The sequence below is a fragment of the Paracoccus chinensis genome (assembly GCF_900102885.1).
GTDB lineage: Bacteria > Pseudomonadota > Alphaproteobacteria > Rhodobacterales > Rhodobacteraceae > Paracoccus > Paracoccus chinensis.
In genome coordinates this window covers 1-25324 of sequence record NZ_FNGE01000017.1, presented here as the reverse complement: position 1 = coordinate 25324, position 25324 = coordinate 1, and the positions used below count along the sequence as shown (strand labels likewise).

30 protein-coding genes and 1 tRNA gene are annotated in these 25324 nt (G+C 67.8%); 18 read left to right on the top strand and 13 right to left on the bottom strand.

The annotated features are described in order from the left end of the window. The 5 genes from BLQ03_RS14445 to pyrH form a co-directional block, all read right to left on the bottom strand. Window positions 1-816, bottom strand: a complete 816-nt coding sequence (locus BLQ03_RS14445; RefSeq protein ID WP_090757037.1) for a phosphatidate cytidylyltransferase — start codon at window positions 814-816, stop codon at window positions 1-3. Next, window positions 813-1550, bottom strand: a complete 738-nt coding sequence (gene uppS, locus BLQ03_RS14440) for a polyprenyl diphosphate synthase (RefSeq protein WP_090757036.1) — start codon at window positions 1548-1550, stop codon at window positions 813-815. Before uppS ends, BLQ03_RS14445 begins: the two co-directional genes overlap by 4 nt. Window positions 1551-1554: 4 nt before the next feature. After that, complete coding sequence (frr, locus tag BLQ03_RS14435; RefSeq protein WP_090757035.1) at window positions 1555-2118, bottom strand: ribosome recycling factor; 564 nt, start codon at window positions 2116-2118, stop codon at window positions 1555-1557. Window positions 2119-2205: 87 nt separating this feature from the next. Then, window positions 2206-3105, bottom strand: coding sequence for an MBL fold metallo-hydrolase (locus tag BLQ03_RS14430; RefSeq protein ID WP_090757034.1), 900 nt, complete (start codon window positions 3103-3105; stop codon window positions 2206-2208). A gap of 53 nt (window positions 3106-3158) precedes the next feature. Next, window positions 3159-3848 (bottom strand): UMP kinase, encoded by a 690-nt coding sequence (gene pyrH / locus BLQ03_RS14425; RefSeq protein WP_090757059.1) that lies wholly within the window; start codon window positions 3846-3848, stop codon window positions 3159-3161. Window positions 3849-3973: 125 nt separating this feature from the next. Here pyrH and miaA point away from each other — a divergent pair, with 125 nt between their 5' ends. Together miaA and BLQ03_RS14415 are read left to right on the top strand one after the other, a co-directional pair. Further along, window positions 3974-4876, top strand: coding sequence for a tRNA (adenosine(37)-N6)-dimethylallyltransferase MiaA (gene miaA / locus BLQ03_RS14420; RefSeq protein ID WP_090757033.1), 903 nt, complete (start codon window positions 3974-3976; stop codon window positions 4874-4876). An 80-nt stretch (window positions 4877-4956) separates the two neighbouring features. Next, the gene (locus tag BLQ03_RS14415; RefSeq protein WP_090757032.1) at window positions 4957-5883 is read left to right on the top strand and encodes a helix-turn-helix domain-containing protein; all 927 of its coding nucleotides are present in this window, start codon (window positions 4957-4959) and stop codon (window positions 5881-5883) included. Window positions 5884-5905: 22 nt separating this feature from the next. Here the strand turns inward: BLQ03_RS14415 and BLQ03_RS14410 are convergent, their stop codons facing one another. From BLQ03_RS14410 to BLQ03_RS14400, 3 genes are all read right to left on the bottom strand, one after another. Continuing rightward, entirely contained in the window at window positions 5906-6715 is an 810-nt protein-coding gene (locus tag BLQ03_RS14410; protein WP_090757058.1) for an RlmE family RNA methyltransferase, read from the bottom strand. Next, window positions 6715-7845, bottom strand: a complete 1131-nt coding sequence (locus BLQ03_RS14405) for a Ppx/GppA phosphatase family protein (protein ID WP_090757031.1) — start codon at window positions 7843-7845, stop codon at window positions 6715-6717. Before BLQ03_RS14405 ends, BLQ03_RS14410 begins: the two co-directional genes overlap by 1 nt. 141 nt (window positions 7846-7986) lie before the next feature. Continuing rightward, window positions 7987-8994 (bottom strand): Hint domain-containing protein, encoded by a 1008-nt coding sequence (locus BLQ03_RS14400; RefSeq protein WP_245688932.1) that lies wholly within the window; start codon window positions 8992-8994, stop codon window positions 7987-7989. Between the two features lie 464 nt (window positions 8995-9458). Between BLQ03_RS14400 and BLQ03_RS18400 the strand changes: the two genes are divergently transcribed. The 5 genes from BLQ03_RS18400 to BLQ03_RS14375 all read left to right on the top strand — a co-directional run bounded on the left by BLQ03_RS18400 (window position 9459) and on the right by BLQ03_RS14375 (window position 14274). Beyond that, the gene (locus BLQ03_RS18400; protein WP_090757029.1) at window positions 9459-9629 is read left to right on the top strand and encodes a hypothetical protein; all 171 of its coding nucleotides are present in this window, start codon (window positions 9459-9461) and stop codon (window positions 9627-9629) included. Window positions 9630-9632: 3 nt separating this feature from the next. Next, a complete protein-coding gene (locus tag BLQ03_RS14390) occupies window positions 9633-10814 on the top strand; it encodes a vWA domain-containing protein (RefSeq protein ID WP_090757028.1) in 1182 nt (393 codons plus the stop codon). Window positions 10815-10855: 41 nt separating this feature from the next. Then, complete coding sequence (locus BLQ03_RS14385) at window positions 10856-11542, top strand: M48 family metallopeptidase (RefSeq protein WP_090757027.1); 687 nt, start codon at window positions 10856-10858, stop codon at window positions 11540-11542. A gap of 145 nt (window positions 11543-11687) precedes the next feature. Continuing rightward, window positions 11688-12893 carry a hypothetical protein gene (locus BLQ03_RS14380; protein WP_090757057.1) on the top strand — a complete coding sequence of 402 codons (1206 nt, stop codon included), beginning with the start codon at window positions 11688-11690 and terminating at the stop codon, window positions 12891-12893. Window positions 12894-12918: 25 nt separating this feature from the next. Next, the gene (locus tag BLQ03_RS14375; RefSeq protein WP_090757026.1) at window positions 12919-14274 is read left to right on the top strand and encodes a cytochrome P450; all 1356 of its coding nucleotides are present in this window, start codon (window positions 12919-12921) and stop codon (window positions 14272-14274) included. On the opposite strand, the gene BLQ03_RS14370 is transcribed toward BLQ03_RS14375, so the two are convergent. Beyond that, window positions 14271-14663, bottom strand: a complete 393-nt coding sequence (locus tag BLQ03_RS14370) for a group III truncated hemoglobin (protein ID WP_090757025.1) — start codon at window positions 14661-14663, stop codon at window positions 14271-14273. The two genes, BLQ03_RS14375 and BLQ03_RS14370, sit on opposite strands and share 4 nt — an antisense overlap. Before the next feature lie 68 nt (window positions 14664-14731). Further along, window positions 14732-14806: transfer RNA gene (locus tag BLQ03_RS14365), tRNA-Thr, on the bottom strand. A gap of 145 nt (window positions 14807-14951) precedes the next feature. On the opposite strand from BLQ03_RS14365, the gene BLQ03_RS14360 reads away from it, so the two are divergent. The 6 genes from BLQ03_RS14360 to BLQ03_RS14335 all read left to right on the top strand — a co-directional run bounded on the left by BLQ03_RS14360 (window position 14952) and on the right by BLQ03_RS14335 (window position 19442). Beyond that, complete coding sequence (locus BLQ03_RS14360) at window positions 14952-15164, top strand: hypothetical protein (RefSeq protein WP_090757024.1); 213 nt, start codon at window positions 14952-14954, stop codon at window positions 15162-15164. Continuing rightward, the gene (murA, locus tag BLQ03_RS14355) at window positions 15164-16447 is read left to right on the top strand and encodes a UDP-N-acetylglucosamine 1-carboxyvinyltransferase (protein WP_090757023.1); all 1284 of its coding nucleotides are present in this window, start codon (window positions 15164-15166) and stop codon (window positions 16445-16447) included. Before BLQ03_RS14360 ends, murA begins: the two co-directional genes overlap by 1 nt. Further along, a complete protein-coding gene (locus BLQ03_RS14350; RefSeq protein WP_090757022.1) occupies window positions 16440-16916 on the top strand; it encodes a DUF2948 family protein in 477 nt (158 codons plus the stop codon). The genes murA and BLQ03_RS14350 overlap by 8 nt, the downstream gene beginning before the upstream one ends. 136 nt (window positions 16917-17052) lie before the next feature. Then, complete coding sequence (gene hisD, locus BLQ03_RS14345; RefSeq protein WP_090757021.1) at window positions 17053-18357, top strand: histidinol dehydrogenase; 1305 nt, start codon at window positions 17053-17055, stop codon at window positions 18355-18357. Window positions 18358-18447: 90 nt separating this feature from the next. Further along, window positions 18448-18930, top strand: coding sequence for a UPF0262 family protein (locus BLQ03_RS14340; RefSeq protein WP_090757020.1), 483 nt, complete (start codon window positions 18448-18450; stop codon window positions 18928-18930). Between the two features lie 5 nt (window positions 18931-18935). Then, a complete protein-coding gene (locus BLQ03_RS14335; protein ID WP_090757019.1) occupies window positions 18936-19442 on the top strand; it encodes an arsenate-mycothiol transferase ArsC in 507 nt (168 codons plus the stop codon). Here the strand turns inward: BLQ03_RS14335 and hisH are convergent. The 3 genes from hisH to BLQ03_RS14320 form a co-directional block, all read right to left on the bottom strand. Further along, window positions 19439-20074, bottom strand: coding sequence for an imidazole glycerol phosphate synthase subunit HisH (gene hisH / locus BLQ03_RS14330; protein ID WP_090757018.1), 636 nt, complete (start codon window positions 20072-20074; stop codon window positions 19439-19441). The two genes, BLQ03_RS14335 and hisH, sit on opposite strands and share 4 nt — an antisense overlap. Beyond that, a complete protein-coding gene (gene hisB, locus BLQ03_RS14325; protein WP_090757017.1) occupies window positions 20075-20686 on the bottom strand; it encodes an imidazoleglycerol-phosphate dehydratase HisB in 612 nt (203 codons plus the stop codon). 70 nt (window positions 20687-20756) lie between these two features. After that, window positions 20757-21935: a hypothetical protein gene (locus BLQ03_RS14320; RefSeq protein WP_090757016.1), complete on the bottom strand. Its 1179-nt coding sequence runs from the start codon at window positions 21933-21935 to the stop codon at window positions 20757-20759. Window positions 21936-22162: 227 nt separating this feature from the next. On the opposite strand from BLQ03_RS14320, the gene BLQ03_RS14315 reads away from it, so the two are divergent. The 5 genes from BLQ03_RS14315 to BLQ03_RS14295 all read left to right on the top strand — a co-directional run. Next, a complete protein-coding gene (locus BLQ03_RS14315; protein WP_090757015.1) occupies window positions 22163-23443 on the top strand; it encodes a tyrosine-type recombinase/integrase in 1281 nt (426 codons plus the stop codon). Between the two features lie 132 nt (window positions 23444-23575). Continuing rightward, the gene (locus BLQ03_RS19215; RefSeq protein ID WP_090757014.1) at window positions 23576-23794 is read left to right on the top strand and encodes a helix-turn-helix transcriptional regulator; all 219 of its coding nucleotides are present in this window, start codon (window positions 23576-23578) and stop codon (window positions 23792-23794) included. Next, window positions 23791-24255, top strand: coding sequence for a hypothetical protein (locus tag BLQ03_RS14305; protein ID WP_090757013.1), 465 nt, complete (start codon window positions 23791-23793; stop codon window positions 24253-24255). The genes BLQ03_RS19215 and BLQ03_RS14305 overlap by 4 nt, the downstream gene beginning before the upstream one ends. Window positions 24256-24327: 72 nt before the next feature. Then, window positions 24328-25011 carry a hypothetical protein gene (locus BLQ03_RS14300; RefSeq protein WP_139166750.1) on the top strand — a complete coding sequence of 228 codons (684 nt, stop codon included), beginning with the start codon at window positions 24328-24330 and terminating at the stop codon, window positions 25009-25011. 45 nt (window positions 25012-25056) lie between these two features. Further along, on the top strand, window positions 25057-25324 hold a 268-nt coding region (locus tag BLQ03_RS14295; protein ID WP_139166749.1), incomplete at its 3' end, for a transposase.

Genomic DNA, 25324 nt, shown 5'->3' with positions numbered 1-25324 from the left:
TCAGCCGACGACCGGCAGCCAGCCGGCAAGCCCCAGCAGCGTCGCCGCGGCCAGCGATGCGGACATGGCGTCGAAACGGTCCATCAGCCCTCCGTGCCCCGGGATCAGGCGCGAGCTGTCCTTGACGCCCACACGGCGCTTGATCCAGCTTTCGGCAATGTCGCCCATCTGCCCCGCAAATGCCAGAATGGGGCCGATCACGATCACGCCGGGTCCTGCTCGGCCGAAGATCACGAGGATGATGCCCAGCAACGCGGCGCCGATCCAGCCGCCGGCCGTCCCGCTCCAGGTCTTCTTGGGGCTGATGGCGGGCCAGAACTTGGGCCCGCCGACGCTGCGGCCGACGAAATACCCCAGAACGTCCGAAAGCACGACAAGCGCCACGATCCACAGCGCCTCGCCCAAGCCGAAGGTCAGACGGATCCACAGCAGGCCCCAAGCTGCCAGCACCATCAGCAACGCGAAGCCGACGTAGGCCGGGCGCAACTCGCGCCGCGAGGCGCGGGTGCCCCAGGCGAGCGGCAGGATGAAGGCCAGCGTGCCCCAGCTTCCTGCAAACAGCGTGGCCGCCATTGCCAAGCCCGAGACCAGGCCGACGCCGACCACCTGGCGCATCCGGGGCGCAGGAACGACAAGGCGCGTCAGTTCCCACATCAGCATGGCGACCAGCACGGACAGCCCGACGCTTGTCGCCACGACCGGCAGCACCAGCAGGCCTGCCCCGGCAACGAGGATGATCAGCGCCGAGCCGACGCGCTCGGCCAGGTCGCCCCAGCGGCCCGGGCTTGTCACGCGCGGCAGACGCGGGGGCGTCATGCGGCGCCGAAACGACGCTGGCGCAGGCTCGTCCGGTCCAGGATCTCGGCCAGATGCGCCGGGGTGAAGTCAGGCCACAGCACGGGCGTGAATTCATATTCCGCATAGGCGGCCTGCCAGGGCAGGAAGTTCGAGGTCCGCGTCTCGCCCGAGGTGCGGATCACGAGGTCCGGGTCGGGGTGGCCTGCCGTGTCGAGGCATGCTGCGAAATCCGCCTCGGTGGGTTTTCCGATCTCTCCGGCCTCGATGCGGGCCGCCAGACGCGCTGCGGCGCGCGCAAGTTCATCCCGGCCGCCGTAGTTGATGGCGACCGTCAGGTTCAGGCGGCAGTTGCCGGCGGTGCGCGCCTCGATCCCCGACATCAGGGTCTGCAGCTTGGGGTCCAGCCGCTCGCGCCCGCCGATGAAGCGCATCCGCACGCCCTCGGCCGACATGGCGTCGGCCTCGCGCCGGATGTAGCGGGCGAAGATGCCCATGAGGCCCAGCACTTCCTCGGTCGTGCGCTTCCAGTTCTCGGTCGAAAAGGCATAAAGCGTCAGCCAGTTCACGCCCAGGTCGGGCGCGGCGCGGACGATCTGCTTGACCCGCTCGGCCCCGCGCCGGTGGCCGACGAGACGGGGCCAGCCCCGCTCGGTCGCCCAGCGCCCGTTGCCGTCCATGATGATCGCCACGTGCCGGGCGCGGGACGCGCCGGGGGCGAAGGCGGGCGCGACGACAGGCGCTGCGTCGGCCATGATGTCAGACCTGCATGATTTCGGCTTGTTTCGCCTCGAGCGCCTTGTCCACCTCGGCGATCATCTTGTCGGTCAGCTCCTGCACCGAGGATTCCCAGAACTTCTGGTCGTCCTCGGCCATGCCCTTGGTCTTGGCCTTCTTGATCTGGTCCATGCCATCGCGGCGCACGTTGCGGATCGCGACGCGGGCACTTTCGGCATATTGGGCGGCGACCTTGGTCAGCTCGCGCCGGCGCTCTTCGTTCAGTTCGGGGATCGGCAGCATGATGATGGTGCCGTTCAACTGCGGGTTGATGCCGAGCCCGCTTTCGCGGATCGCCTTTTCCACCTTCCCGACCATGCCCTTGTCCCAGATGTTGATCGTGACCATGCGCGGTTCCGGCACGTTCACGGTCCCCAGCTGGTTGATCGGCGTGGGCGAGCCATAGGCGTCCACGGTGATCGGATCGATCATGCTGGCCGAGGCGCGGCCCGTCCGCAGCGAGGAAAACTCGTGCCGCAGGCTGTCCATCGCGCCTTTCATCCGGCGCTCAAGGTCATCCGTATCGATCTCGATCTCGTCGGCCATAGGTCTGCTCGCAGATGGTTTTTTCGCTCTATAGCCGCTTGCGGCCGGGTTTGTATAGGTGCGCGACTGCCGCAGTTGCCGACAGCTTTACGGTTTCTCGTAGGCGCTGCCGTCCTCGGCCCGGCGCGGGCGGGCCACATACTCTCCTTGCGCGGGTACCGCCACCTCGCGGAAGTGCTGCGCCAGCCGGTGCAGGGCCCCGCGCATTTCGGGGCCGCGCATGGGCTGGCCGTGGAAGGTCACCGCAAGGTCGGGGTCCAGCTTGGCAAGCCTGCGCACCGACTCCCCGGCCGCCTCCCAGTCGATGGTGAAATACATGGGCGGGCCGTGCATCTCTGGGTCCTGCGTGGCCACGTCATAGGCCGATTCCTGCCCCGTGGTGCAGAAGGCGTCACCCACGATCAGGGCGCGATCCGTTTCGCGCCACAACGAGACATGGCCGACCGAATGGCCGGGCGTGTGGATCCAGCGCCAGCCGGGCATATGGGGCACGCTGCCGTCCTCGGGCAAGGCACGAAGCCGCGCGCCCACATCGACGGGCCTGGTGGGATAAAGCCGCGACAGCCGCGCCATCAGCCCGCCACCGACACTCGGGTCGGCGAGCGGATAGGCGGCCGATCCGTTCAGGTAGGGGTGTTCCAGAGGATGGGCGTAGACAGGGACGTCCCATTCCTCGGAAAGCTGTTCCAGGGCGCCCACGTGATCGAAATGACCATGCGTCATGATGATGGCGGCGGGGCGCGACCCTTCTCCGAACCGCGCCTGGGCCGCGCTGCGGATCAGGGCGGCGGTGCCCATCAGCCCCGCGTCGATCAGGACCCACTGGCGGTCGCCGGCCCCTGACGGGCCATGAAAGATCACGTTGACGATGCCGAGCCGGCGATAGGCGATGTCGGGCGCAACCTCATTCGTCTTGTCGCGCCGCGCGGCGTCGAGTTCCGGTTCGAGGGCGCTTGCCTCGTCGGACAGGGGGATCTGGTCGGACATGGACGCCTCGCGCTTGCCTTTGGGGCAGAACGAACGCGAGGGGTCCGGGTTCCTCAGCCGTGAACGCGGGTATAGGTGCCGTCGCCGGCCAGGATGCCGCGGAATCCGCCGGGCTCGTCCAGCGAGAAGACGATGATCGGCAGGTTGTTGTCCCGCGCCAGCGCGATGGCCGAGGCGTCCATGACGTTCAGGTGCTTCTGCAGCACCTCGTCATAGGTGACGTTGTCATAGCGCACCGCGTCGGCGTGCTTCTTGGGGTCCTTGTCATAGACCCCGTCCACCTTGGTGCCCTTGAAGATCGCTTGGCAGTTCATCTCGTTGGCGCGCAGCGTGGCGGCGGTGTCCGTGGTGAAATATGGGTTCCCGGTGCCGGCGGCGAAGATGATGACGCGCTTCTTTTCCAGGTGGCGGATGGCGCGGCGGCGGATATAGGGCTCGGCCACCTCGTCCATGCGGATGGCGCTGATGACGCGGGTGTGGATCTTCAGGGCCTCGAGCGCGGCCTGCATGGCCAGGGCGTTCATCACCGTGGCCAGCATCCCCATGTAGTCGGCGGTCGCACGCTCCATCCCCTGGGCGCTGCCCTGAAGGCCGCGGAAGATGTTGCCGCCGCCGATCACCATGCAGATCTCGGTGCCCATGTCGTGGACCGACTTCACCTCATTGGCGATGCGCGCGACTGTCGGCGGATGCAGGCCGTAGCCCTGGTCGCCCATAAGCGCCTCGCCCGAGATCTTCAGCATCACGCGGTCATAGCCCGCGGGCGGATGGATCAGGGAGGACGCAATCGCGGGGGTTGTCAGGTCGGTGTCGGTCATGCTCAAGCCCCCGGATTACATCGGCGCGCAAAATGCCGCAGATAGGGCGCATGATCAACACGTCCACCGCCACATCTTCCGATCGCCTGATCGAAGGGCTCGATCCGGCCCGCCCCGTGCTGATCGCAGGACCCACCGCCTCGGGGAAATCGGCGCTGGCGCTGCGGATCGCGCAGGCCATGGGGGGCGCGGTGGTCAATGCAGACGCGCTGCAGGTCTGGTCCTGCTGGCGGGTACTGACCGCGCGACCTTCGCCTGGGGACGAGGCCGCCGCGCCGCATCGGCTTTATGGCCATGTCGCGCCGGGCCGTGCCTATTCGGTCGGCGACTGGCTGGCCGAGGTGGCGGCGCTGCTTCAACAGGGCTGCCCGCTGGTGATCGCCGGGGGGACCGGGCTTTATCTCACCGCACTGACCTCGGGGCTGGCCGTGATCCCGCCCGTGCCGCCCGAGATCCGGGCCGAGGGCGACGCCTGGCTGGCGCGCGGGGACCTGGCCGGCATGGTCGCGGCGCTGGACGCCCGCACACGCACGGGCCTCGACCTGAAGAACCCCGCCCGCGTCCAGCGCGCCTGGGAGGTGCTGCGCGCCACGGGCCGGGGCCTGGCCGACTGGCAGGCCGAGACACCGCCCCCGCTGATCGCGCCCGAAGCCGCGCAGCGCATCGTCCTGCAGATGGACCGCGACCGTCTGGCAGAGCGGATCGCCCGCCGCTTCGACGCGATGCTGGACGCGGGTGCGCTGGAGGAAGTGCGGCAGGCCCTGCCCTTTTGGCAGCCCGGCGCACAGTGGACGCGTGCGATCGGCGCGACCGAGCTGAAGGACTACCTGGAAGGCCGCGTGACCATGGACGAGGCGCGCGAGCGCGCGGTCATCGCCACGCGGCAATATGCGAAAAGCCAGCGCATCTGGTTCCGCAACCGCATGCGGAACTGGACGATTCTGGAGGTCTGAAAGGCGCCGGCGGAACGCTTAAGGGTTTCTTGGTGTTTGATCTTTACTGATCCGTCCTCAGAAACCGCAGGGGGTCCACCATGTCCGCCGAGCCGAGCCGCCCAGACGAGATCCCCCTGATGCCGCGTCCCGCCGAGGCGCCTTTGACCCTGCGGACCGAGCCTGCGAACTCGCCCCAGCCGACCGTGCCGGTCACGCCCTTTGCCGGGCGGCCGCGCCTGCCGGAAAGTGGGCTGCGGGTGCTGCCGCTGGACAGCTTCGTCTGGGGCGGCGCGACGTGGGCGGGCGGACTGCGCCGGGGACGGACGCGGGGCGACCACTGCCTGATCCGGGTGACAGCGGGTACCATGCGGATCATCCTGCCCAGCGGCGCCGTCGATCACGGGGCGGGCAGCGTGGTCTTCATCCCCGCCGGCATTGCCTTCGCCGCGGAACCGCAGCCGGGCGTCCGCGGGCAGGTCCTGCTGATGGCGCGCCAGATGGCCGAGCGGCTGTCCTTGCCCAGCCGCATTGTCGTGGGTGCAGGCGTCAGCGACGCCTTTTCGGCCGATCTCGCGGCGCTTGCCGCCCGCGCGCATGACCCGATCGCTGCCGCGACCGCCGCCTGCCGGGTCGAGCTGATCGCGACCTCGCTGGAACGGCTCGCCGCCCGTCCCCAAGCCAGCCGGCCCGAACTGCCGGGGCGCGACAGCCACGCCCTGGTTCAGGCCTACCTGGATTTCGCAGGCCGGGAAATGGGGCGCGGCCGCACCATCGCCGACCTGGCCGATGCGCTGGGCGCGACCGCGGCGGGTCTGGACGCCGCCTGCCGCAAGCACCGGGGCTGTTCGGCGCTGGACCTGCTGTACGAACTGCGGCTGGACCGCGCGCGGGCCATGCTGGCCGATCCGCGCCACAGCCTGTCCCAGATCGCCGAGGAACTGGGCTTCACCGGGGTCGCCCACATGAACCGGGTGTTCATGGCCGCGACCGGAAGGCCCGCCGAGGCCTTCCGGCGGCTGAACTGAGAGGATAGCTGCAGAAGAAGCTTCAGACCTCCCCGCCCTTGCCATCCGCGTCTCCGGCCGTATCCTCGGCACGGTCCCGCCGTCCCCGGAAGCCCATGGCCACGACGAACTTCTCGGAGGAGTCCGAGCGGCTTGCCGGGGGCTTCACATTCGCCACCGAGGTGAAGTTCTGCTTGAGGATCGCCTGCAGCCCCTGCTCGGCCCCGCCTGCCAGCACCTTGGCGACGAAGGTGCCGCCCGGTTCCAGCACGTCGAAGGCGAACTGGGCCGCCGCCTCGACCAGCGCCACGATCCGCAGATGGTCGGTCCCCTTGTGCCCCGAGGACGACGCGGCCATGTCCGACATCACCACGTCGGCCGTACCGCCCAGCCAGGCCTTGACCTTCTCGTCCGCTTCCTCGGCCAGGAAGTCGAGCTGGTGGATCTCGGCCCCCGCGATCGGATCGACCTCCTGCAGGTCCACGCCCAGCACGCGACCCTGGGGCTTGCCCTTCCGCTCGCCCAGCGCATTCACGCGGCCGACAGCGACCTGGCACCAGCCGCCCGGCGCGCAGCCGAGGTCGACCACCCGCGCGCCCGGCTTCAGGAAGCCGTACTTGTCGTCAAGCTCGATGATCTTGTAGGCCGCACGGCCGCGATAGCCTTCGCGCTTGGCCCGAGCGACATAAGGGTCGTTCAGCTGGCGTTCGAGCCAGAGGGTCGAGGACAGCTTGCGCCCCTTGGCGGTCTTGACCCGCACCCGCAGGTCGCGCTGGCCGCGCCCGGAACTGCCCTTCCCTGCCCGGCTGCCCGGCTTGGTTCCGCCGCCCGAGTTGCCCGAACCAGCCGTCATCATGCCACTCCCATCAATCCATCCGAGGTCAGCACCCCGTCGCGCACCATCTGCGCATAAAGCAACCCCTCGCGCAGTCCGCGGTCCGCGACCGACAGCCGACTGGTGGGCCAGACCCGCATCAGCGTCTGCAGGATCGCCGCGCCCGACATGATCAGCGCGTGCCGTTCCCGGCCAATGCGGGGATCGGCGCGCCGCCCGTCGGGACCCAGGGCGAGGTAATTCTGGATCACCCGGTCGATCTGGGCCGTGGTCATCGTCAGCCCGTCCACCTTAGTCCGGTCATAGCGCTTGAGCCCGAGGTGGCTGGCCGCGACCGTCGTGACCGTGCCGGAAGTGCCGATGATCTGGAACTTGTCGTCGGCCTTGATCCCGGTCGTGTAGGGCTTGAAGCCCTCCAGCATCTGCTCGAACTGCCAGCTCATCAGGGCAAAGCGCGCGGGATCGTCGGTCACGTCATCAAACTGGTCGCGCAGCGTGGCCACGCCCAAGGGCACGCTGATCCAGTCCACAACCCGCGCCGCGCCCGGCGAGCAGTCGTGGAAGCCGTCCGCCAGACGCATGATCGCGCGCGGACGTTCCACCGGCTCGACATCGCCGAGGTCGATCCAGACCAGTTCCGTCGAGCCGCCGCCGATGTCCACCACCAGCAGTTGCTCGGTCCGCAGGCTGACCAGCGGCGCGCAGGAGATCACGGCCAGCCGCGCCTCTTCCTCGGCCGGGATGATCTCGAGCGGCAGGCCGGTCTCGTGCTTGATCATCCGCAGGAAGTCGCGGCTGTTCCTTGCCCTGCGGCAAGCCTCGGTCGCGACCAGCCGCATGCGACGCACGCCATGCTGCTCGATCTTGCGCCGGCACACCTGCAGCGCATGAACCGTCCGGATCATCGACTGACCCGAAAGACGGCCTGAGGCTTCAAGGCCGTGCCCCAGCTGGACCGGCTTCGAGAAGCTGTCGATCACCTGGAACTGACTGCCCATGGGGCGGGCAATCAGCATCCGGCAACTGTTGGTGCCCAGATCGAGGGCCGCATAAAGCGACCCGTCGTCGGGCTGGCGGGTGACGGCAGGCGAGGCCACCGGAACCGGGGCCGAGGACGCGTCCGCACCCGCGGGACGCCTGGGCGCCATCTGCAACGCCCTCCGAAATCGTGTTGAGTTGAAACTAAGCGTCTCCCGGATTCTGTTCAACCCCGCCGATCCCGTCAGGGATTCGCGGGAACGAAAAAGGGGCCCGAAAGGCCCCTTTCCGATGATCCGAGGATGTGCCGCTTACTGCAGCGGGATACCCGCGTGACGCGCCGCGAGGTCGCGGCCCTGCCGGCCGCTGAGGAACAGCCGCGCGCCCGGCACGGGCTCCGCCCCTGTCGCCAGTTCCGGGAACAGCGCGAAGATCTCGGCCCGGGCGGGCTCGCCCACCGCGCGCAGGGCCTGCTCGCCGGTATAAAGCGATTCGGACTGCGCGCCCTCGGCATAGACGACCTCGTGGCGGTCGAAGAGCAGGTGGACATAGGTGATCTCGGTCAGGTCCTCGGCCACCTCGACGCCGTCCAGCGCCAGCAGGTGCTTGGCCGCCACCAGTACCTCGTCGGTGCCGAACAGCGCCTGTGCCACGTCCGAGCGCACCATCATCCGGTGCTGCGGCGAGACCAGCAGGTCGCGCTTGGGCAGCCGGTCGCCCAGCGCGCCCTTGCGGATGCGGATGGGGCGCAGGTTCGGGTTCGCGGCAAGATCCACGGCATCCAGCGTCCGCATGCCGATCCAGCGGACGGGCTGCAGACCGTTGTCGGCCGTCTGCACCAGATCGCCGATGGCCAGCTTCTCGACCGGACGCTGGCCCTTGGCGGTCGCCAGGCGCACCCCGGCGGTGAAGCAGGGGATGGGCGTCCAGTCGTCAGGCGGGCAATAGTTGTAGTCGTTGTCCTTATCCGGAATGGGGCAGATCAGTTCGATCGAGGAGATCGGCTTGGCGCCGATCACGTCGCCGCCTTTGCCGTTTTCCGGAGGAACCACGAAAGTGCGCCCCAAATCATCCTGAATAACGGTCAGCACCGTATTGGCGCAGGTGCCGTCCGCATAAGTGATCTGGGCGGTGAATTGCGAAACGCCATCATACCTGAAATGGCTGACCTGCTTGACCTCTCCCGATTTGCGATCGGGCACCTCGACGGCAGGCGAGGTCTTGAACGTGTCGTAGCAACCGAAAAGATTGTTGCCTTCGAGCTTGCCGTCCCGGTTCAGGTCGCTGGTGACCGTGATGTCGACGATGTTGTCGGCCAAGGGATTATCGTGCGAACCGAAGGTGGTACCGGACAGGCAATGAGCCGTTTCCGAACCGGGCAGGATTTCATAACGGTCAATATACTGATCGCTATGAACGTCACCAAGGTAGATGGCCTTGAACGTCGTGTCACAGCCGCCCGGCTCGGGGCAGGAGCAGAAGGTCATACTGGCAACTCCGACAATCGGAAAAACTGATAAACAACGCGGCAACAAGCGCGTTCTGGATTGATGCCGCAGCACGCGAACAAATAGAACACCAATAAAGATTAAAAATACACGCACCCAGAGAGCGACCGGAATCATTATGCAATTTCCGCGCGAGCCGGAGGCCAGAAATACCTGCGGCAGATCAATTCGGAAGAACCTGCCCCCGTGTCTGCCGGCGATCCCCCTTGCTTGTCAGCCCGGTCCGATTCGCTTACAGCAGCGGTTCATCCGTCCATCCATCCGGGAAGCGGCCCATGATCGTCATCGTCGCCATCGTGCTTGGCGCCCTTCTCGGGGACCTGCGGGCGCGCCGGGCGCAGGGGAACCGCAAGGACCGCCTGCAATACGCGGCCGTCCACGCCATCGCCTTCGCCATCGTGGCGCTGTTCGTCACGATCCTGCTCGACCGCGCGCTGCGGGGCTGAGGCATGTTCCGCCCGTTCCTCGATGCGCTGCGCCGCCACGGGGTTCCGGTCAGCTTGCGGGAATGGCTGGACCTGATGGCCGCGATGGAGGCCGGGGTGGCGGGCTGGTCGGTCGACGACTTCTACACCGTCGGGCGCGCGATCCTGGTCAAGGACGAACGCCACATCGACCGCTACGACCGTGCCTTCTCGGAAAGCTTCGCCGGGCTGGAGACGGTTCCGGTCGAGGCGCTGGTCAGCGAGGCGGCCCTGCCCCGCGACTGGCTGGAAAAGCTGGCCGAGAAGCTGCTGACCCCCGAGGAGCGCGCCGCCGTCGAGGGCGCGGGCAGCTTCGAGGCGCTGATGCAAAAGCTGCGCCAGCGTCTGGCCGAGCAGAAGGGCCGGCACCAGGGCGGGAACAAGTGGATCGGGACGGCGGGCACCTCGCCCTTCGGGGCCTATGGCTACAACCCGGAAGGCGTGCGGATCGGGCAGGACGAAAGCCGCCACCGCCGCGCGGTCAAGGTCTGGGACAAGCGCGAGTTCCGTGACTTCGACGACAGGGTGGAACTTGGCACCCGCAACATCAAGGTCGCGCTGAAGCGCTTGCGGCAGTGGGCGCGCCATGGCGCGGCCGACGAACTGGACCTGCCCGGCACCATCCGCGCCACCGCCGATCACGGCTATATCGACGTCCAGACCCGGCCGGAACGCCGCAATGCCGTCAAGGTGCTGCTGCTCCTGGACGTGGGCGGCAGTATGGACGACCATATCCGCGTCGTGGACGAGCTGTTCTCGGCCGCCCGTGCCGAGTTCAGGAACCTCGAGCACTTCTACTTCCACAACTGCCTTTACGAATCCGTCTGGCGCGACAACCGCCGCCGCTGGAACGAGACGGTCCCGACCTGGGACCTGCTGCACCGCTATGGCCGCGACTGGAAGGTGATCGTGGTTGGCGACGCCTCGATGTCGCCCTACGAGATCGTCGCGCCCGGGGGGGCCAACGAGCACTGGAACCCCGAGCCGGGCGAGCTGTGGCTGCGCCGCCTCTGCGAGACCTGGCCCGACCACGTCTGGCTGAACCCCGTCCCTGAACGCCATTGGCCCCACACCCAGTCCATCGGCATGATCGGCCGGATCTTCGAGAACCGGATGATGCCGCTGACACTGGAAGGACTGACGCGGGCCATGCGCGTTCTCGGCTGAGCGCCGTTGATTGCTGCCGGTCCCGCGCCCAGATTGGCGCCATGAAGCTGCTGCCGATCCTTCTCATCATCCTTTACGCCGTCGTCATGTGGCTGCTGTCGGCCTGGCGGCTGCGCCAGCAGCTGACCGAGAACTCGACGCCGCTGGACGACCCCCGGCTTGCCGCGGCGCTGGACCGGCTGGGCCGCGCCATGGGGATCGGTCCGGTCAGGGCCCATGTCTACGAGATCAAGCCGGTCAACGGCCTTGCCGCGCCCGACGGACGGGTGTTCCTGACGCGCGGCTTCCTCGACCAGCTCGACGCCGGGCGGGTGTCCGAGGCAGAGCTTGCCTCGGTCATCGCGCATGAACTGGGCCATGTCACCCATGGCCATGCGCGCCGCCGGATGATGGATTTCGCCGGGCAGAACCTAGTGCGCATGGTGCTGGCCACGACCTTCGGCCGCTTCATTCCCTTCATCGGCCCCTGGATCGCGAGCCTGGTTGCCTCGGCGCTGGCCGCAAGGCTGTCACGCGAGGACGAATACGAGGCCGACGCCTTCGCCGCCGCGCTGATGGTGAAGGCTGGCTTCGGCACCGCCCCGCAGAAGGCGCTGCTGTCGCGGCTGGACAAGTTGACCGGCATGACGGGCCGCCCGGTGGCGTGGCTTGCCTCGCACCCGCCGATCCCGCGCCGCATCGAGGCCATCGAGGCGTTGGAGCGCCGCTGGAACCTGCCCGCCGCCTGACGAGCCTGCAGGCACCTGCCAGATCTTTCTGACTCCCGATGCCCCGAACCCCAAAGGCCGGTCGGGATCTCCCCTTCACATGGCACCGCCGCTTGCCCCCGGTGCCCCAGCCAATATGCTGCACGCGCAACAATCCGGGCGCCAGATGAGCCGATCCTTCCGCCGCCGGGTGCTCTACATCCCCGGCTACGATCCCATTCCGGCCCGCCGCTATCGTGAGCTTTACCGCCGCGAGGGCGAGGCGCAGGCGCGCATCTCGGGCTATCGGCTCGACTTCGGCCCGCGGCGCGACCGCAGGGGCTTCGGCTGGGGCGTGACGGGGCATTTCCCCGAAGGCACGGCGCAGGCCGACATCGAGGTGCTGGTCTGGTCAGATGTGGTGCAGAGCTCGATGGGCCGCTCGATCCCCGCAACTTATGCGCAGCTCGTGCGGACGGCCTGGGCCTATATCGGCTCGGGCGCGCTGTTCCGGCTGATGCGGCTGCGGCGCGCGCCCGTGATCGCGGCGCTTTATCCCATCGTCGTGCTGCTGGCGGAACTGGCACTGGCGCTGATTGTCAGCGCGGGGGTCTGGTGGATGGGCGCGTGGCTGGCCCACTGGCTGCTAGGACTGGTCGCGGGGCTTCTCGCGGCCGCCGCGATCCTGTGGGGATTTCGGCGTAACGACGGGCGCATCTTCGCCTATTACCTGATGCACGACTATGCCTTCACCGCGCAGGACGGCGGGGCCTATTCGCCTGCGCTGGAGGCCCGCATCAAGTCCTTTGCCGACCGCATCGCGGTGGTGCTGGCGGACGACTGGGACGAGGTGCTGGTCGTGGGCCATTCCTCGGGCGCCTATATCGCGGTCTCGGTACTGGCCGACCTGATCCGCTCGGGGCGGGCGCGGGGCGACGGGCGGCTGTCCCTGCTGACGCTGGGCCATGTGGTGCCGATGGCCGCCTTCCTGCCGCGCGCGGGACGGCTGCGGCAGGATCTTCGCTATCTCTCGGCATGGCCCGAACTCGCCTGGGTGGACGTGAGTGCGCCGGGGGACGCCTGCTGCTTCGGCCTCTGCGATCCCGTCGCTGTCTCGGGGGTCGAGCCGCCCGACCGGCGCGGCCCGCTGGTGCTGTCGGCGGCCTTCACGCGGACGCTGTCACCCGGAAAGCAGCGGGAACTGCGGGGCCGCTGGTTCAGGCTGCATTTCCAGTATCTCTGCGCCTTCGACCGGCCCGGCGACTACGATTACTTCGCCCTTACCGCCGGGCCGTTGCGTCTGGCGGATCGCTATGCGGGCCGCAGCCACTCGCCCGCCCGCATCGCAAGGGCGGTGAACGACTGGCCCGGTCGACGGAAGGGGGCGCCATGAGGAATGCGCTGCCGCGAGGCGCACGATGATCCCGCCCAAGCCCCGCACGACGGAAGGTCGCGGCGGCGTCCTGCGCTATGCCCTGCGCTTCCGCCGCGACCTGCTGTCAGCCTTGCCCGCGCGGCTTTACCGCGCCTGGATGGCCGAGTTCCGCAGCCCCCTGCTGCGCAGCGTGGTTTGCAACGACCCGGCGCTGGTCAAGCTGGTCCTGCAGGCCCGCCCGCGCGACTTTCCCAAGTCGAACCGACTACGCGAGGGGCTGGCCCCCCTGCTGGGCCAGTCGGTCTTTGTCACGAACGGTCCCCTCTGGGAACGCCAGCGCCGCATCATCGACCCGGCCTTCGAGGGGGGGCGCCTGGGCCATACCCTGCCCGCCATGTGGGACGCGGCCCTTTCCGCAACCCACCGCCTCGCCGCCCATGCGGGAACCGAGATCGACGTCGAGCCGGAAACCAGCCATGCCGCCGCCGACGTGATCTTCCGCACGCTGTTTTCCGTGCCGATCGAGGACGAGACGGCGGCGCAGGTCTTCGCCGCCTTCCGCGCCCACCAGGACGCCCAGCCCATCGTCAACCTCGCCGCGCTGGTACCGCTGCCTGCGTGGGTGCCGCGCTGGCACGGGCGGCGGACGCGGCACACGGCCGCCACCATCCGCGGCCTCATCTCCCGGATGGTCAATGCCCGCGCGGCCGAGATCGATGCGGGCCGCGCGCCCGACGACCTTGCCAGCAAGATCATGACCACGCCTGACCCTCAGACAGGTCAGGGCTTCACCCCCGACGAGATGGTGGACCAGGTGGCGATCTTCTTCCTGGCGGGGCACGAGACCTCGGCCAGCGCGCTCGCCTGGGCGCTGTGGCTGCTGGCCGCCGCGCCCGAGTGGCAGGACCGCGTCGCCGCCGAGGCGCGCGAGGTCCTGCAAGGGGACCGCCCGGACCTGTCCGCCGTGTCCCGCCTCAAGACCGCCCGAGCGGTCTTCCGCGAGACCATGCGGCTTTACCCGCCCGTTCCCATGATGGTGCGCGAGACGGTGCAGCCCGAATGCCTCCGCGACCGGAACCTGCCGCGCGGCACGCAGGTCGTCCTGTCGCCCTGGCACCTGCACCGGCATGAACGGCTGTGGGACACCCCCGACGCCTTCGACCCGGCGCGCTGGGACACCGAGAACGGCCGCGCCTGCGCGCGTTCGGCCTATATCCCCTTCAGCGCCGGCCAGCGCGTCTGCCCCGGCGCGGGCTTCGCCATGATCGAGGGGCCGCTGATGCTGGCGCTGATCTGCCGCGAGTTGCGGCTGTCGCGCGGGGCGGTGGACCCGGTGCCCGTCGCCCGCCTGACCGTGCGCGGGCGCGACGGCATCCGCCTGAGGATCGACCGGCGCTAGCGCAGAATGGGCGGGCCGCCCGTGTCGCGCACCCCCATCCGCAGCCCGGCACCGATCCTGTGCGCCAGCGCCGACCAGGCGACCGCCGTGTCGCGCGGAAGCACCCGGATCAGCGTCGCGTCGAACAGCATCAGCCAGTCGTCGAAATGTGCGGGCCGAACGTCGCCAGCCGCCCGATGGACCTGCATCGGATTCCCGTCATAGCCCCGCTCGTAAAGGATCGCGTTGCGCCAGAAGGCGGCGATGCGCTCCTCATGCGCGGGCCAGTCGGCGACATGGGCCGCAAAGACGGGGCCCAGCACCTCGTGCCGGCGGACGGCGGCGTAGAAGGTCTGGACGACCTGGGAAATCTGGTCGGCGGTGACGTCGAAGCGGGACAGGATGCTCATGCGCCCGATGTGGTCACACCGGGTCGCCAAGGCAAGGCGGCAGCTGGTCGCATGGAAGATTGGAAAAATGGTGCTGCGAGAGAGGATTGAACTCTCGACCTCACCCTTACCAAGGGTGTGCTCTACCACTGAGCTACCGCAGCGCCGGTGGTCCGCTTGGACCGTGCGGGGCGATTTAGACGCAAGCCCGACGACGTGCAAGGGGAATTACGCGGAAAACCGCATCTAGCCCTCCGGCTCGCCCGCGCGCTGCTGGACGGGCGGGATTGCCGCAAGTAACAGGGCGCGGTGAGCAAGGACCGCCGCCCCCCACCCTCCTCCGACAGCCGCCAGGCGCGGCTGACGGCTGCGCTGCGCGCCAACCTGGCGCGGCGCAAGGCGCAGGCGCGCAGCCGCGCCGAAGGCGAGGCCGAGGGGGACAAGGCAGCCGGCCTCATGACGGGCAGCAAGAACAACGGCCCCGCGGGCGAGACCCCGGACGAGGGCGCGAGCGAGGACTGATGGACACGATTCTGGTGCGCGGCAACGGTCCGCTGAACGGCGAGATTCCGATCGCGGGAGCGAAGAACGCCTGCCTCACGCTGATGCCCGCGACCTTGCTGACGGACGAGCCCCTGACGCTGACCAACGCGCCGCGGCTGTCGGACATCCGCACCATGACAGCGCTGCTGCAAAGCCTTGGGGCAGAGGTCGCCCGCCTGCAGGACGGGCAGGTGCTGGCGCTGTCGAGCCATGCGCTGACGAGCCACCGGGCAGATTACGACATCGTGCGCAAGATGCGCGCCTCGATCCTGGTGCTGGGGCCGATGCTGGCGCGGGACGGCCACGCGGTCGTCTCGCTGCCCGGCGGCTGCGCCATCGGAGCGCGGCCCGTGGACCTGCACCTGCGCGCGCTGGAGGCGATGGGGGCAGAACTCGACCTGCGCGACGGCTATGTCCATGCCAAGGCGCCGGCGGGCGGGCTGAAGGGCGCGGTGATCGACTTCCCCCTGGTTTCGGTTGGCGCAACCGAGAACGCGCTGATGGCGGCCACGCTGGCGCGCGGAACCACGGTCCTGAACAATGCCGCGCGCGAGCCCGAGATCGTCGATCTCGCCCGCTGCCTGCGGCGCATGGGCGCCCAGATCGAGGGCGAGGGCACCTCGACCATCACCGTGCAGGGCGTGGAGCGCTTGGGCGGCGCGACGCATCCCGTCGTCACCGACCGGATCGAATTGGGCACCTACATGCTCGCCCCTGCCATTTGCGGCGGCGAGGTGACCTGCCTTGGCGGGAAGATCGAGCTTGTGCAGGCCTTCTGCGAGAAGCTGGACGAGGCCGGGATCAGCGTCACCGAATCCGAGCGCGGGCTGACGGTCAGCCGCCGGAATGGCCGAGTGAACGCCGTCAATGTCGTGACCGAGCCCTTCCCCGGCTTCCCCACCGACCTGCAGGCGCAGATGATGGCGCTGCTCTGCACCGCCGAGGGCGTCAGCGTGCTGGAGGAGACGATCTTCGAGAACCGCTTCATGCACGCCCCGGAACTGGCCCGCATGGGCGCGCGGATCGAAGTCCACGGCGGCCACGCCCGCGTGACCGGGGTGGACAAGCTGCGCGGCGCGCCGGTCATGGCGACGGACCTGCGGGCATCGGTCAGCCTGATCCTCGCGGGGCTTGCGGCGGAAGGCGAGACGGTGGTCAGCCGCGTCTACCATCTGGATCGCGGCTATGAGAAGGTCGTGAGCAAGCTGCGCGGCGTGGGCGCGGACATCGAACGCATCAAGGAGCAGCCGATCCATGACTGACGCGCGCTATGCCGACGCCGGGCCGGACATCTCTCTGGCGATCCGGGCCGAGGATGCCGAGGACCTGCGCATCCTCGCCACGCTGGCGCAGGACGCGGTTCTGACGGCGGGCGACATGCTGCACGACGGCCGCGCGCGGCGCTTCAGCCTGCTGCTGAACCGCTTTCGCTGGGAGGACGCCGAGGCCGCGCGCCGCGAGGGGCGGCCCTATGAGCGGGTGCGCTCGCTGCTGGTGATCTCGGACGCGCTGCGGGTCCGGCATGACGGGATCGACCGGGCCGATCCGGGCACGGTCCTGTCGCTGCTGGACCTCGGCTGGCAACCGGGCGACGATGGCACGGGCATTCTGACCCTGAATTTCGCGGGCGACGGGACCATCGCCATCGACGCGGAATGCCTGTCGGTGGACCTCCGCGACGTGACGCGGCCCTATCTGGCCGTGTCGGGCGACATGCCCCGGCACGAGTGACACAAGGGGCCCCGCGCCTCGCCATCGCTGGCGGCTCACTCCAGGGGATTTGGGCCGGGAAGAAGACGCGGGCTTCGGCTTGAGAGGCGGGGCCCGCGGCGGTAACAGGCGAGCCAAGCCGCCGAAAGGACCGACCATGCCCGTCTTCCTGTCCACCTCTGACCCCGATTTCGAGGCGCGCTTCGCCGCCATGCTGTCGGCCAAGCGCGAGGATTCCGCCGACGTGGGCGACGCGGTGGCCGGGATCATCGCGGAGGTACGAGCGCGGGGCGACGCGGCGCTGGTCGAGCTGACCGCGCGCTTCGACCGGCTGGAGCTGACGGCCGAGGGGCTGCGGTTTTCCCCGGCCGAGATCGAGGCCGCGGCGGCGCAGGTGTCGGCCGAGGATCGCACGGCGCTGGAACTCGCGGCCGAGCGCATCCGCGCCTATCACGCGCGACAGATGCCCGAGGACGCGATGTGGACGGACGAGGCGGGCGCACGGCTGGGCTGGCGCTGGACGCCGGTGTCCTCGGCCGGGCTTTACGTGCCGGGGGGACAGGCGAGCTATCCGTCATCCGTGCTGATGAACGCCATTCCCGCACGCGCGGCAGGGGTCGGGCGGCTGGTGGTCTGCGTGCCAACGCCGCGCGGCGAGGTCAATCCGCTGGTGCTGCTGGCCTGCCAACTGGCGGGGGTCGATGAGATCTACCGCATCGGCGGCGCGCAGGCGATTGCGGCGCTGGCTTACGGAACCGAGACGATCCGGTCGGTGGACAAGATCACCGGACCGGGAAACGCCTATGTGGCGGCGGCCAAGCGGCAGGTCTTCGGGCGCGTCGGGATCGACAGCATCGCGGGCCCGTCCGAGGTGCTGGTGATCGCGGACGGGGCACAGAACCCGGAATGGCTGGCGCTGGACCTGCTGGCGCAGGCCGAACATGACGCCGACGCGCAGTCGATCCTGGTCACGCCGGACCAAGGCTTGGCGCAGGCGGTCGCGGCCGAGGTCGAGCGGCTTCTGCCCACCCTGCCCCGCGCCGCCATCGCGGGCGCAAGCTGGCGCGACCACGGCACGGTCATCGTGACGCGCGACCTGACCGAGGCGGCGGCGCTGTCCGACCGCATCGCCCCCGAGCATCTTGAGTTGTGCGTGGACGACCCCGAGGCGCTGTCCACGCGGGTCAACCACGCGGGCGCGATCTTCCTCGGCGGCTGGACGCCCGAGGCGGCGGGCGACTATGTCAGCGGGCCGAACCATGTCCTGCCGACGGCGCGCTCGGCGCGGTTCTCGTCGGGGCTGTCGGTGATGGACTTCCTCAAGCGCACCACGCTGTCGCGGCTGGACCCCGGCTCGCTGTCCGCCATCGGCCCCGCAGCGGTGCGGCTGGCGGAATCCGAGGGGCTGTCGGCGCACGGGCGCTCGATCACGGCGCGGCTTGCCACGCTGAACCGGGGTTGAGGCCCGCCTTTCCGCTTGAATGATCCGGCGCTTGCCGTGATCGTGGCAGCCGCCCGGAAGGGGGCAGCGCTAGCCAAGGGGGCTCGTCCGATGACAACCGATCGCCTCATCCGGGTCGAGATCGACGATTCCGCCCTGCCCCCGGCCACGCCCGAGATGGAGCAGGAACGCCGCGTCGCCATCTTCGACCTGCTGGAAGACAACAGCCTCGCGCTGCCCGGCCGCCCCGACCAGCCCGCGCCCGGCGGACCCTATGCGCTGCTTCTGGCCGTGCGTGACCGGCGGCTGGTGTTCGAGCTGTCCTCGGAAGCGGGCGAAAGGCTGGCCGAGTTCCACCTGTCGATGGGCCCCCTCCGGCAAGTGGTGAAGGATTACTTCCAGATCTGCGAAAGCTACTTCGACGCCGTCAAGCGCCTGCCGCCCGCGCAGATCGAGGCCATCGACATGGCCCGGCGCGGCATCCACAACGAAGGGGCGCGGACCCTGCAGGAACGGCTCGACGGCAAGGCCACGGTGGACATCGACACCTCGCGACGGCTTTTCACCCTGATCTGCGCGCTGGTGACGGAATAAGGCCCATGGAGGACAAGGCCGGCATCCCGAACTCGGTCCTGTTCTGCTGCGATCACAACGCCATCCGCTCGCCCATGGCGGAAGGCATGATGAAGAAGCTCTACGGGCGACAGGCCTATGTGCAGTCGGCGGGCGTCCACAACGACATGGAGATCGACGGCTTCGCCATCGCCGTCTGCCAGGAGATCGGGGTCGAGTTGTCCCGCCACCGCACCCGCAGCTTCGACGAGATGCGGGCATGGGGCGACGACCTGGGGCAATTCGACCTGGTGGTGGCGCTGACGCCGGCCAGCAAGCACCAGGCGCTGGAGCTGACGCGCCATTACCATCTCGAGGTGGAATACTGGCCCATCATGGACCCCTCGGGGCTGGCCGAGGGGCGCGAGGCCAAGCTGGGCCTTTATCGCCAGTCGCGCGACCAGATCATGAAGCACATGCTGGCGCGCTTCGGCCCGCCGATCGAAGACGACGCGGGGGACTCGATCCCTCTGGCGCAGGGCGGCGCGGCCTAGGGCTTCCAGTCGAGGAAGTTGCCGAGGATGCGCAGGCCCAGCGCCTGCGATTTCTCGGGGTGAAACTGCAGTCCCACGATGTTGTCGCGCGCCACCACCGCCGTCACCGGCCCGCCGTAATCGACCGAGGCGACCAGATCCTCGGGCCGATCGGTCACGAAATGCCAGCTATGGACGAAATAGGCATGGCCGCCCGCGGGCACGCCCTCCAGCACCGGATGGGGGCGATGAAGGATCAGGTCGTTCCAGCCCATGTGCGGCACCTTGAGGCTGGGGTCGTCCGGCATGATGCGGTCCACCCGCCCCCTGATCCAGCCGAAGCCGGGAGTCGGGCGGTATTCCAGCCCCTCGGTCGCCAGCATCTGCATCCCGACGCAGATGCCGAGGAAGGGGACGCCACGCTGCGTCACGGCCTCTTCCAGCGCCTCGTGCAGGCCCGGCACGGCCTCGAAGGCCGCGCGGCAAGCCGGGAAGGCGCCGTCGCCGGGAAGGACGATCCGGTCGGCGCGCGCGACGACCTCGGGGTCGGACGTCACCTGCACCTCGGCGCCGCGATGGGCGCCGACCAGCGCCACCGCCTTGGCCGCCGAGTGCAGGTTGCCGCTTTCATAATCGATCAGGGCCACGCGCATTTACAGCGCCCCCTTGGTCGAGGGCAGTTCTCCCCCCATGCGCGGATCGGGCTCGACAGCCTCACGCAGGGCACGGGCCACGGCCTTGAAACTGGCTTCCGCGATGTGGTGCGAATTCAGCCCGTGCAGCCGGTCCACATGCAGGGTGATGCCGCCGTGGGTGGACAGCGCCTGGAAGAACTCGCGCACCAGCTCGGTGTCGAAGCTGCCGATCTTGTCGGTCGGGAAGTCCACGTTCCAGACGAGGAAGGGCCGCCCCGACAGGTCCAGCGCCGCGCGGATCAGCGCGTCGTCCATCGCCAGGTGGAAGCTGCCATAGCGGCGGATACCGCGCTTGGTGCCCAGTGCCTTCGTCAGCGCCTGCCCCAGCGCAATGCCGCAATCCTCGACCGTGTGGTGGTCGTCGATATGCAGGTCGCCCGTCGCCTTCAGGTCGATGTCGATCAGCGAATGACGGGCAAGCTGGTCGATCATGTGGTCGAAGAAGCCGACGCCTGTCCTGCTGGACGATCGGCCTCGCCCGTCCAGATCGATCGTCACCGTGATGTCGGTTTCCGCCGTCTTGCGGCTGACGGTGACGCGGCGGGCCGTGTCGGTGGTGGTGTCAGGCATCGCGGCCTCCATCTGCGGGACAGTTGCGATTAGCGCAACAAGGCAGGCAGGCGCAACGCCGCGGGTCTGTTCAGTCGAGCCAGAGCTTCGCCTGCTTCAGCCGCTTGCGGATGCCGCGCTCGGGCGCATGGACCGGGTAGTCCGCGAACATGGGGCGGATCGTGCGGCGCCCCTCGCCCGCGCGCAGCAGACGCTCGGCCGCTTCCCACTCTGACAGCAGGGGAACGATCTCTGGCCGCGCGGCGACAGCCTCAAACTCGTCGAGGGCACGCTGCGGACCGCGCGCGTAAAGCAGCGGCAGGTTGCGGTAATGCCAGGTAATGTCCCCATCGAGGCCCGCAAGTTCGGGGCCGGGGCGGCCGCCGCCGAAGCTGTGGATCACCAGTGGCAGCACCACCTGGTCCAGCCACGGGTCAAGCGACTGGCAGGCCAGCGCCTCGCCCGGGTCGTTGCGCACGGCCAAGGCCCAGTCGCGGAAGCGGCGACCGAACTCGGGCCCGTCCGCGCCGAAGAACCAGCCGGCGTTGAAGTAAAGGAACCGCTCCCAATGCTCCTCGGGCTGGGACAGGTCCAGCGAGCCGTCCATCTCCAGCCCGAAGCGGTCGTAAAGCGAGTGCCAGATCGAGGCGTAAGTCTGGCGATAGGCGGGAGGCTGCGGCCAGCTTCCCTCTCGCCGCATCGAGGCCGAGGGGCGCGAAAAGTCGAAGGGCAGCGCGCCGATCTCGCCCAGGATCAGCGTGTCGCTGTCGAGAAACAGGAACGGCCGGCCCGCATCCAGCAGCGCCAACGCCTCGATCTTGTTGCCGTAAGGATAGCTGCGGCCGAAGTCGTGGGCGACCAGGGGGCGGATCTCGGCGCCGAACGCCTTCAGCGCGGCGCGGGCCTGCGGTGACATGCGCGGATCGGTGCCTGACCATGCGCCCTCGGGCTGCGGCTCGGCGACGATCAGGCGGCCCTGAAAGCCGGGCGCGTTGCGGCGCAGGCTGGCGGCCAGAATCGCGGCCTGCCGGTCGATGCCGCCGCCCTGGCCGACGACCAGAATGTCGAAATCGGACTGCGCCTGCGCCGGTTCAATGCGGACAGGCGATTCGGTGGCGCCAGCAGCAATGCCATTCTCGCGCGCAGGTTTCGCACGCGCGGCGCGTTCTGCTTGCCGTTCGGCGCGGCGCGCCTCGCGTTCGGCGATGCGCCGGGCCTTGCGGGCGTCGCGTTCGGCCTGGCGGCTGTTCGGATCAGGATTGTCGGTCATCTGCGCCCCCGGTCAGCGATCAATGACCACCATATTCCCGGCATGTTGGGGAATGGTGGGCGACCCTGCGGCCATTCGCCCCTCTAAGCCACCCCAAAGCGGCATAAATCGGCGGATTAAGTTGTTGTTTTTCATATACAAAAGCCTGTCCGCCATATGAATCCATTGCAAGCCCGCCCAAGCCAATTTAAGCTGCTATTATGGGTGTAGTAATGGGTGTATATGCCATGCCAAGGGCTGCTAAAGAACTATCGGCTATTGAGGTGAAGCGGCTCAAATGCCCGGAGGGGCGGCGGGGGGCTATGGTGGCGGTCGGTGGGGTCGCGGGCCTTTATATGCAGTTGCTGTCCACAGGCGGTCGCACATGGATACTTCGCACCAAGGTAGGCGACAAGACGCGCGACATTGGCTTGGGTGGCTACCCGGATGTCACGTTGGCAATGGCGCGCGACAGGGCGCGCGAGGCCAAGGACAAGATCAGACAGGGCATCGACCCGGCGGAGGAGCGCAAGGCGGCCCGCGCGGCGCTGGCGGCGGCCCAGCGGCGGGGGCTGACCTTCGGCGATGCCATCGGCAAGTACAGCGAGGCGAAGCTGGCAGGGGTCGGCGAGCAAGGCCGCTGGGTGTCCTCGCTGGACCGCTACGCCCGCCCGCACATCGGCGACATGCTGATGCAGGACATTGCGGTGCAGGACGTGCTGCGCGTCCTCAATCAGCCGCTGGAGGAAGGCGGCACCCTCTGGACCAATAAGACGGATACGGCGACCCGGGTGCGGTCCCGCATTGAAGCCATCCTATCATGGGCCACCGTGGCAGGGCACCGGACGGGCGATAACCCGGCGCGCTGGGGAGGCAACCTCAAGGAGCTGCTGCCCGCGCCGTCCAAGATCGCCAAGGGCAGCAATCACCCCGCCTTGGCGCTGGCCGACGCGCCCGCTTGGTTCGCGGCCCTGCGCCAGCGGGACGGCATGGGCGCGCGAGCGCTTGAGTTCCTGACGCTGTGCGCCAGCCGGTCGGGCGAGATCCGGGGCGCGACATGGGACGAGCTGTACGGGCTGGACGGCGACAACCCTATGTGGGTCATCCCAGCGTCCCGCATGAAGGCAGGCAATGACCATAGGGTGCCGCTGCCGCCGCAGGCTGTGGCGCTGCTCAAGGCCCTGCCCCGCTTCGCAGACAGCCCGCTTGTCTTCCCCTCCTCCAAGCGCGACGCCCAGCTATCCGACATGACCCTTTCCGCGACCATGCGGCGGATGCACGAGGCCGAGGTCGAGGCGGGGCGCAAGGGCTGGCTGGACCCACGCAGCGGCAAGCCCGCCGTGCCGCATGGCCTCCGTAGCACCTTCCGAGACTGGGCTGCCGAAACGGGGGCCGACCACATCGCCGCCGAGCTTGCCCTTGCCCATAGCGTAGGCTCGGACGTGGAACGCGCGTATCGTCGCAGCGATATGGTGGAACGGCGGCGTGAAATGATGACTAATTGGGCGCAATTCTTGATTATCGCATGATGTGCGAGGTCAAGTTCCACATCAAGATCAAAGAAAGTTACGTAAGAACAGTTTGTTAGCGCAGTTTATTTGCGAATATACTCAATTGAATTATTGCCTACCTATTAATCACAAAGCTATATTAGGGCTTATATGGCATTAAGCATAAGGAGCCCTGCTATGAAATACCTATCCGTGAAGCAAGTCTCTGAAAGACTTGGTATCTCGATTCCCTGTGTGTGGAATTGGTCAGGAAATGGACCGTACTCCGTTCCTGATTTTCCCAAGCCCTATAAGCTGGGGCCGCATATGGTCCGCTGGCGGATTGACGAGATTCAGGCTTGGGAAGAATCGCGGGAGAAAGTGAAATGAGCTGGACCGTTGATGACTATCTCGACGTTGAGGAAAACGACCTTGAATGGTTCGAGAGCAACCCGGATCGCATTCTGCGCCGCCGCACGGCGTTTCCGTTTGAAGTGGAGGCGCTGGATGAGTCGGCAAGCCAGTGGGGAGTTGAGCGGTCTATCTGCGAGTCTTCCGAAACCCTATGGGCACTCGTCCTGCGGGAAGCCCCGATAACGAGGCTCTACTATACCGACCCGGAAGACTTCTACGACTATGGCGAGCCAGCGGTAAATGACGATTTCACGCTCATGATGATGTGGGACAAGATCATGAAGAAACCCAATAAGACTACCTCCTTAATCAAGGTGAACAACGCCGGGAGGATAAGTATCAGCGGTACCCTGATCGACCTGCATTACCTCCAAGGATTCAAGGCAGCTATGATCGCCTACCGCAAGCACCAGCGCAAAACGCTTACGCTGCAATGACGAGAAAGAAAAAGCCCCGGCGCATTTGATACGCCGGGGCAAGTCTCACCAAAGCTAAGGGAATAATAGAGAATGCCCAGCGAAAATGCAAGCCCCGGATTTTGCACCGGCATGGGTGCCTTTGATACCCGCGCCAATTCAGATCGACCTTATGAGGGGGTCACGTGGGACGACATCGTGGCTATGGCCGAAAACCCACGCACCGTCGCTAAGGAGGAAGCGCAGTGGATCATCCCCAGCTATTACCGGGGGCCTGATGCGCGTAGCCATGCGGTGCAGCGCGAGCGGGGGAAGTTCTACGCCCTCGCCTTCGACATAGACGAGGACAACCCGTCCCTGGAGGAGGTCGTGGCCGCCGTAGGCAAGATGCTGGGCGGCGTTCAATGCCTGATCTACGCAACCCGCAGCGCCAAGCCCGAGGCGCGCAAATGGCGCGGGCTGCTGCCGCTAAAGCAGCCGCTGCCGGGCGCATGGTATGGGCCGATGCAGGATGCCTTGTTTGACGGCTTGGAAAAGGCCGGGCTGCACCCTGACCGCAGCTTGGCGCGCACAGCCCAGCCAATCTACTTGCCCAACAAGGGCGAGCACTATGAGAGCCGGTTGATCGAAGGGCCGCCGCTGGACATCGCAGCCCCCTCCGGCCTTACCAGCCGGGCGGAGGCATATGCGGAGTTACAGGAGGCCGTCAGCAGCGGGCAGGCGCGGGCGGAAGGCCCCCGCAGCCACCTCGCCGCCTTTAGGGTCAGGACCCATTGATTTGCCTGCTGCTGCGTGATTCAGTCTCCGTGAGGAGACTGATCGATGAGCAACCTTTTTTGGCTGACCGATGAGCAGATGGCACGGCTCCGGCCCTTCTTTCCGAAGAGCCACGGCAAGCCGCGTGTTGATGATCGGCGTGTTCTGAGCGGCATTATCTTCATCAATCGCAATGGTTTGCGGTGGTGCGACGCGCCCAGGGAATACGGTCCGGCTAAGACGCTTTACAACCGTTGGAAGCGGTGGGGCGATATGGGCGTCTTTGCGCGGATGATGGAGGGGCTGGCAGCAGCGAGCCCTGAACCGAAGACGA

Bases quoted from the DNA above. Each gene is read 5' to 3' on its own strand.
- murA (WP_090757023.1), top strand. From the start codon at position 15,164: ATGGACACGATTCTGGTGCGCGGCAACGGTCCGCTGAACGGCGAGATT.
- BLQ03_RS19215 (WP_090757014.1), top strand. From the start codon at position 23,576: ATGGCATTAAGCATAAGGAGCCCTGCTATGAAATACCTATCCGTGAAG.
- BLQ03_RS14320 (WP_090757016.1), bottom strand. From the start codon at position 21,935: ATGACCGACAATCCTGATCCGAACAGCCGCCAGGCCGAACGCGACGCC.
- BLQ03_RS14375 (WP_090757026.1), top strand. From the start codon at position 12,919: ATGATCCCGCCCAAGCCCCGCACGACGGAAGGTCGCGGCGGCGTCCTG.
- BLQ03_RS14385 (WP_090757027.1), top strand. From the start codon at position 10,856: ATGAAGCTGCTGCCGATCCTTCTCATCATCCTTTACGCCGTCGTCATG.
- BLQ03_RS14335 (WP_090757019.1), top strand. From the start codon at position 18,936: ATGGAGGACAAGGCCGGCATCCCGAACTCGGTCCTGTTCTGCTGCGAT.
- frr (WP_090757035.1), bottom strand. From the start codon at position 2,118: ATGGCCGACGAGATCGAGATCGATACGGATGACCTTGAGCGCCGGATG.
- BLQ03_RS18400 (WP_090757029.1), top strand. From the start codon at position 9,459: ATGATCGTCATCGTCGCCATCGTGCTTGGCGCCCTTCTCGGGGACCTG.
- hisD (WP_090757021.1), top strand. From the start codon at position 17,053: ATGCCCGTCTTCCTGTCCACCTCTGACCCCGATTTCGAGGCGCGCTTC.
- hisB (WP_090757017.1), bottom strand. From the start codon at position 20,686: ATGCCTGACACCACCACCGACACGGCCCGCCGCGTCACCGTCAGCCGC.
- BLQ03_RS14430 (WP_090757034.1), bottom strand. From the start codon at position 3,105: ATGTCCGACCAGATCCCCCTGTCCGACGAGGCAAGCGCCCTCGAACCG.
- miaA (WP_090757033.1), top strand. From the start codon at position 3,974: ATGATCAACACGTCCACCGCCACATCTTCCGATCGCCTGATCGAAGGG.
- BLQ03_RS14305 (WP_090757013.1), top strand. From the start codon at position 23,791: ATGAGCTGGACCGTTGATGACTATCTCGACGTTGAGGAAAACGACCTT.
- uppS (WP_090757036.1), bottom strand. From the start codon at position 1,550: ATGGCCGACGCAGCGCCTGTCGTCGCGCCCGCCTTCGCCCCCGGCGCG.
- pyrH (WP_090757059.1), bottom strand. From the start codon at position 3,848: ATGCTGAAGATCTCGGGCGAGGCGCTTATGGGCGACCAGGGCTACGGC.
- BLQ03_RS14445 (WP_090757037.1), bottom strand. From the start codon at position 816: ATGACGCCCCCGCGTCTGCCGCGCGTGACAAGCCCGGGCCGCTGGGGC.
- BLQ03_RS14340 (WP_090757020.1), top strand. From the start codon at position 18,448: ATGACAACCGATCGCCTCATCCGGGTCGAGATCGACGATTCCGCCCTG.
- hisH (WP_090757018.1), bottom strand. From the start codon at position 20,074: ATGCGCGTGGCCCTGATCGATTATGAAAGCGGCAACCTGCACTCGGCG.
- BLQ03_RS14370 (WP_090757025.1), bottom strand. From the start codon at position 14,663: ATGAGCATCCTGTCCCGCTTCGACGTCACCGCCGACCAGATTTCCCAG.
- BLQ03_RS14405 (WP_090757031.1), bottom strand. From the start codon at position 7,845: ATGGCGCCCAGGCGTCCCGCGGGTGCGGACGCGTCCTCGGCCCCGGTT.
- BLQ03_RS14300 (WP_139166750.1), top strand. From the start codon at position 24,328: ATGCCCAGCGAAAATGCAAGCCCCGGATTTTGCACCGGCATGGGTGCC.
- BLQ03_RS14350 (WP_090757022.1), top strand. From the start codon at position 16,440: ATGACTGACGCGCGCTATGCCGACGCCGGGCCGGACATCTCTCTGGCG.
- BLQ03_RS14410 (WP_090757058.1), bottom strand. From the start codon at position 6,715: ATGACGGCTGGTTCGGGCAACTCGGGCGGCGGAACCAAGCCGGGCAGC.
- BLQ03_RS14390 (WP_090757028.1), top strand. From the start codon at position 9,633: ATGTTCCGCCCGTTCCTCGATGCGCTGCGCCGCCACGGGGTTCCGGTC.
- BLQ03_RS14415 (WP_090757032.1), top strand. From the start codon at position 4,957: ATGTCCGCCGAGCCGAGCCGCCCAGACGAGATCCCCCTGATGCCGCGT.
- BLQ03_RS14380 (WP_090757057.1), top strand. From the start codon at position 11,688: ATGAGCCGATCCTTCCGCCGCCGGGTGCTCTACATCCCCGGCTACGAT.
- BLQ03_RS14315 (WP_090757015.1), top strand. From the start codon at position 22,163: ATGCCAAGGGCTGCTAAAGAACTATCGGCTATTGAGGTGAAGCGGCTC.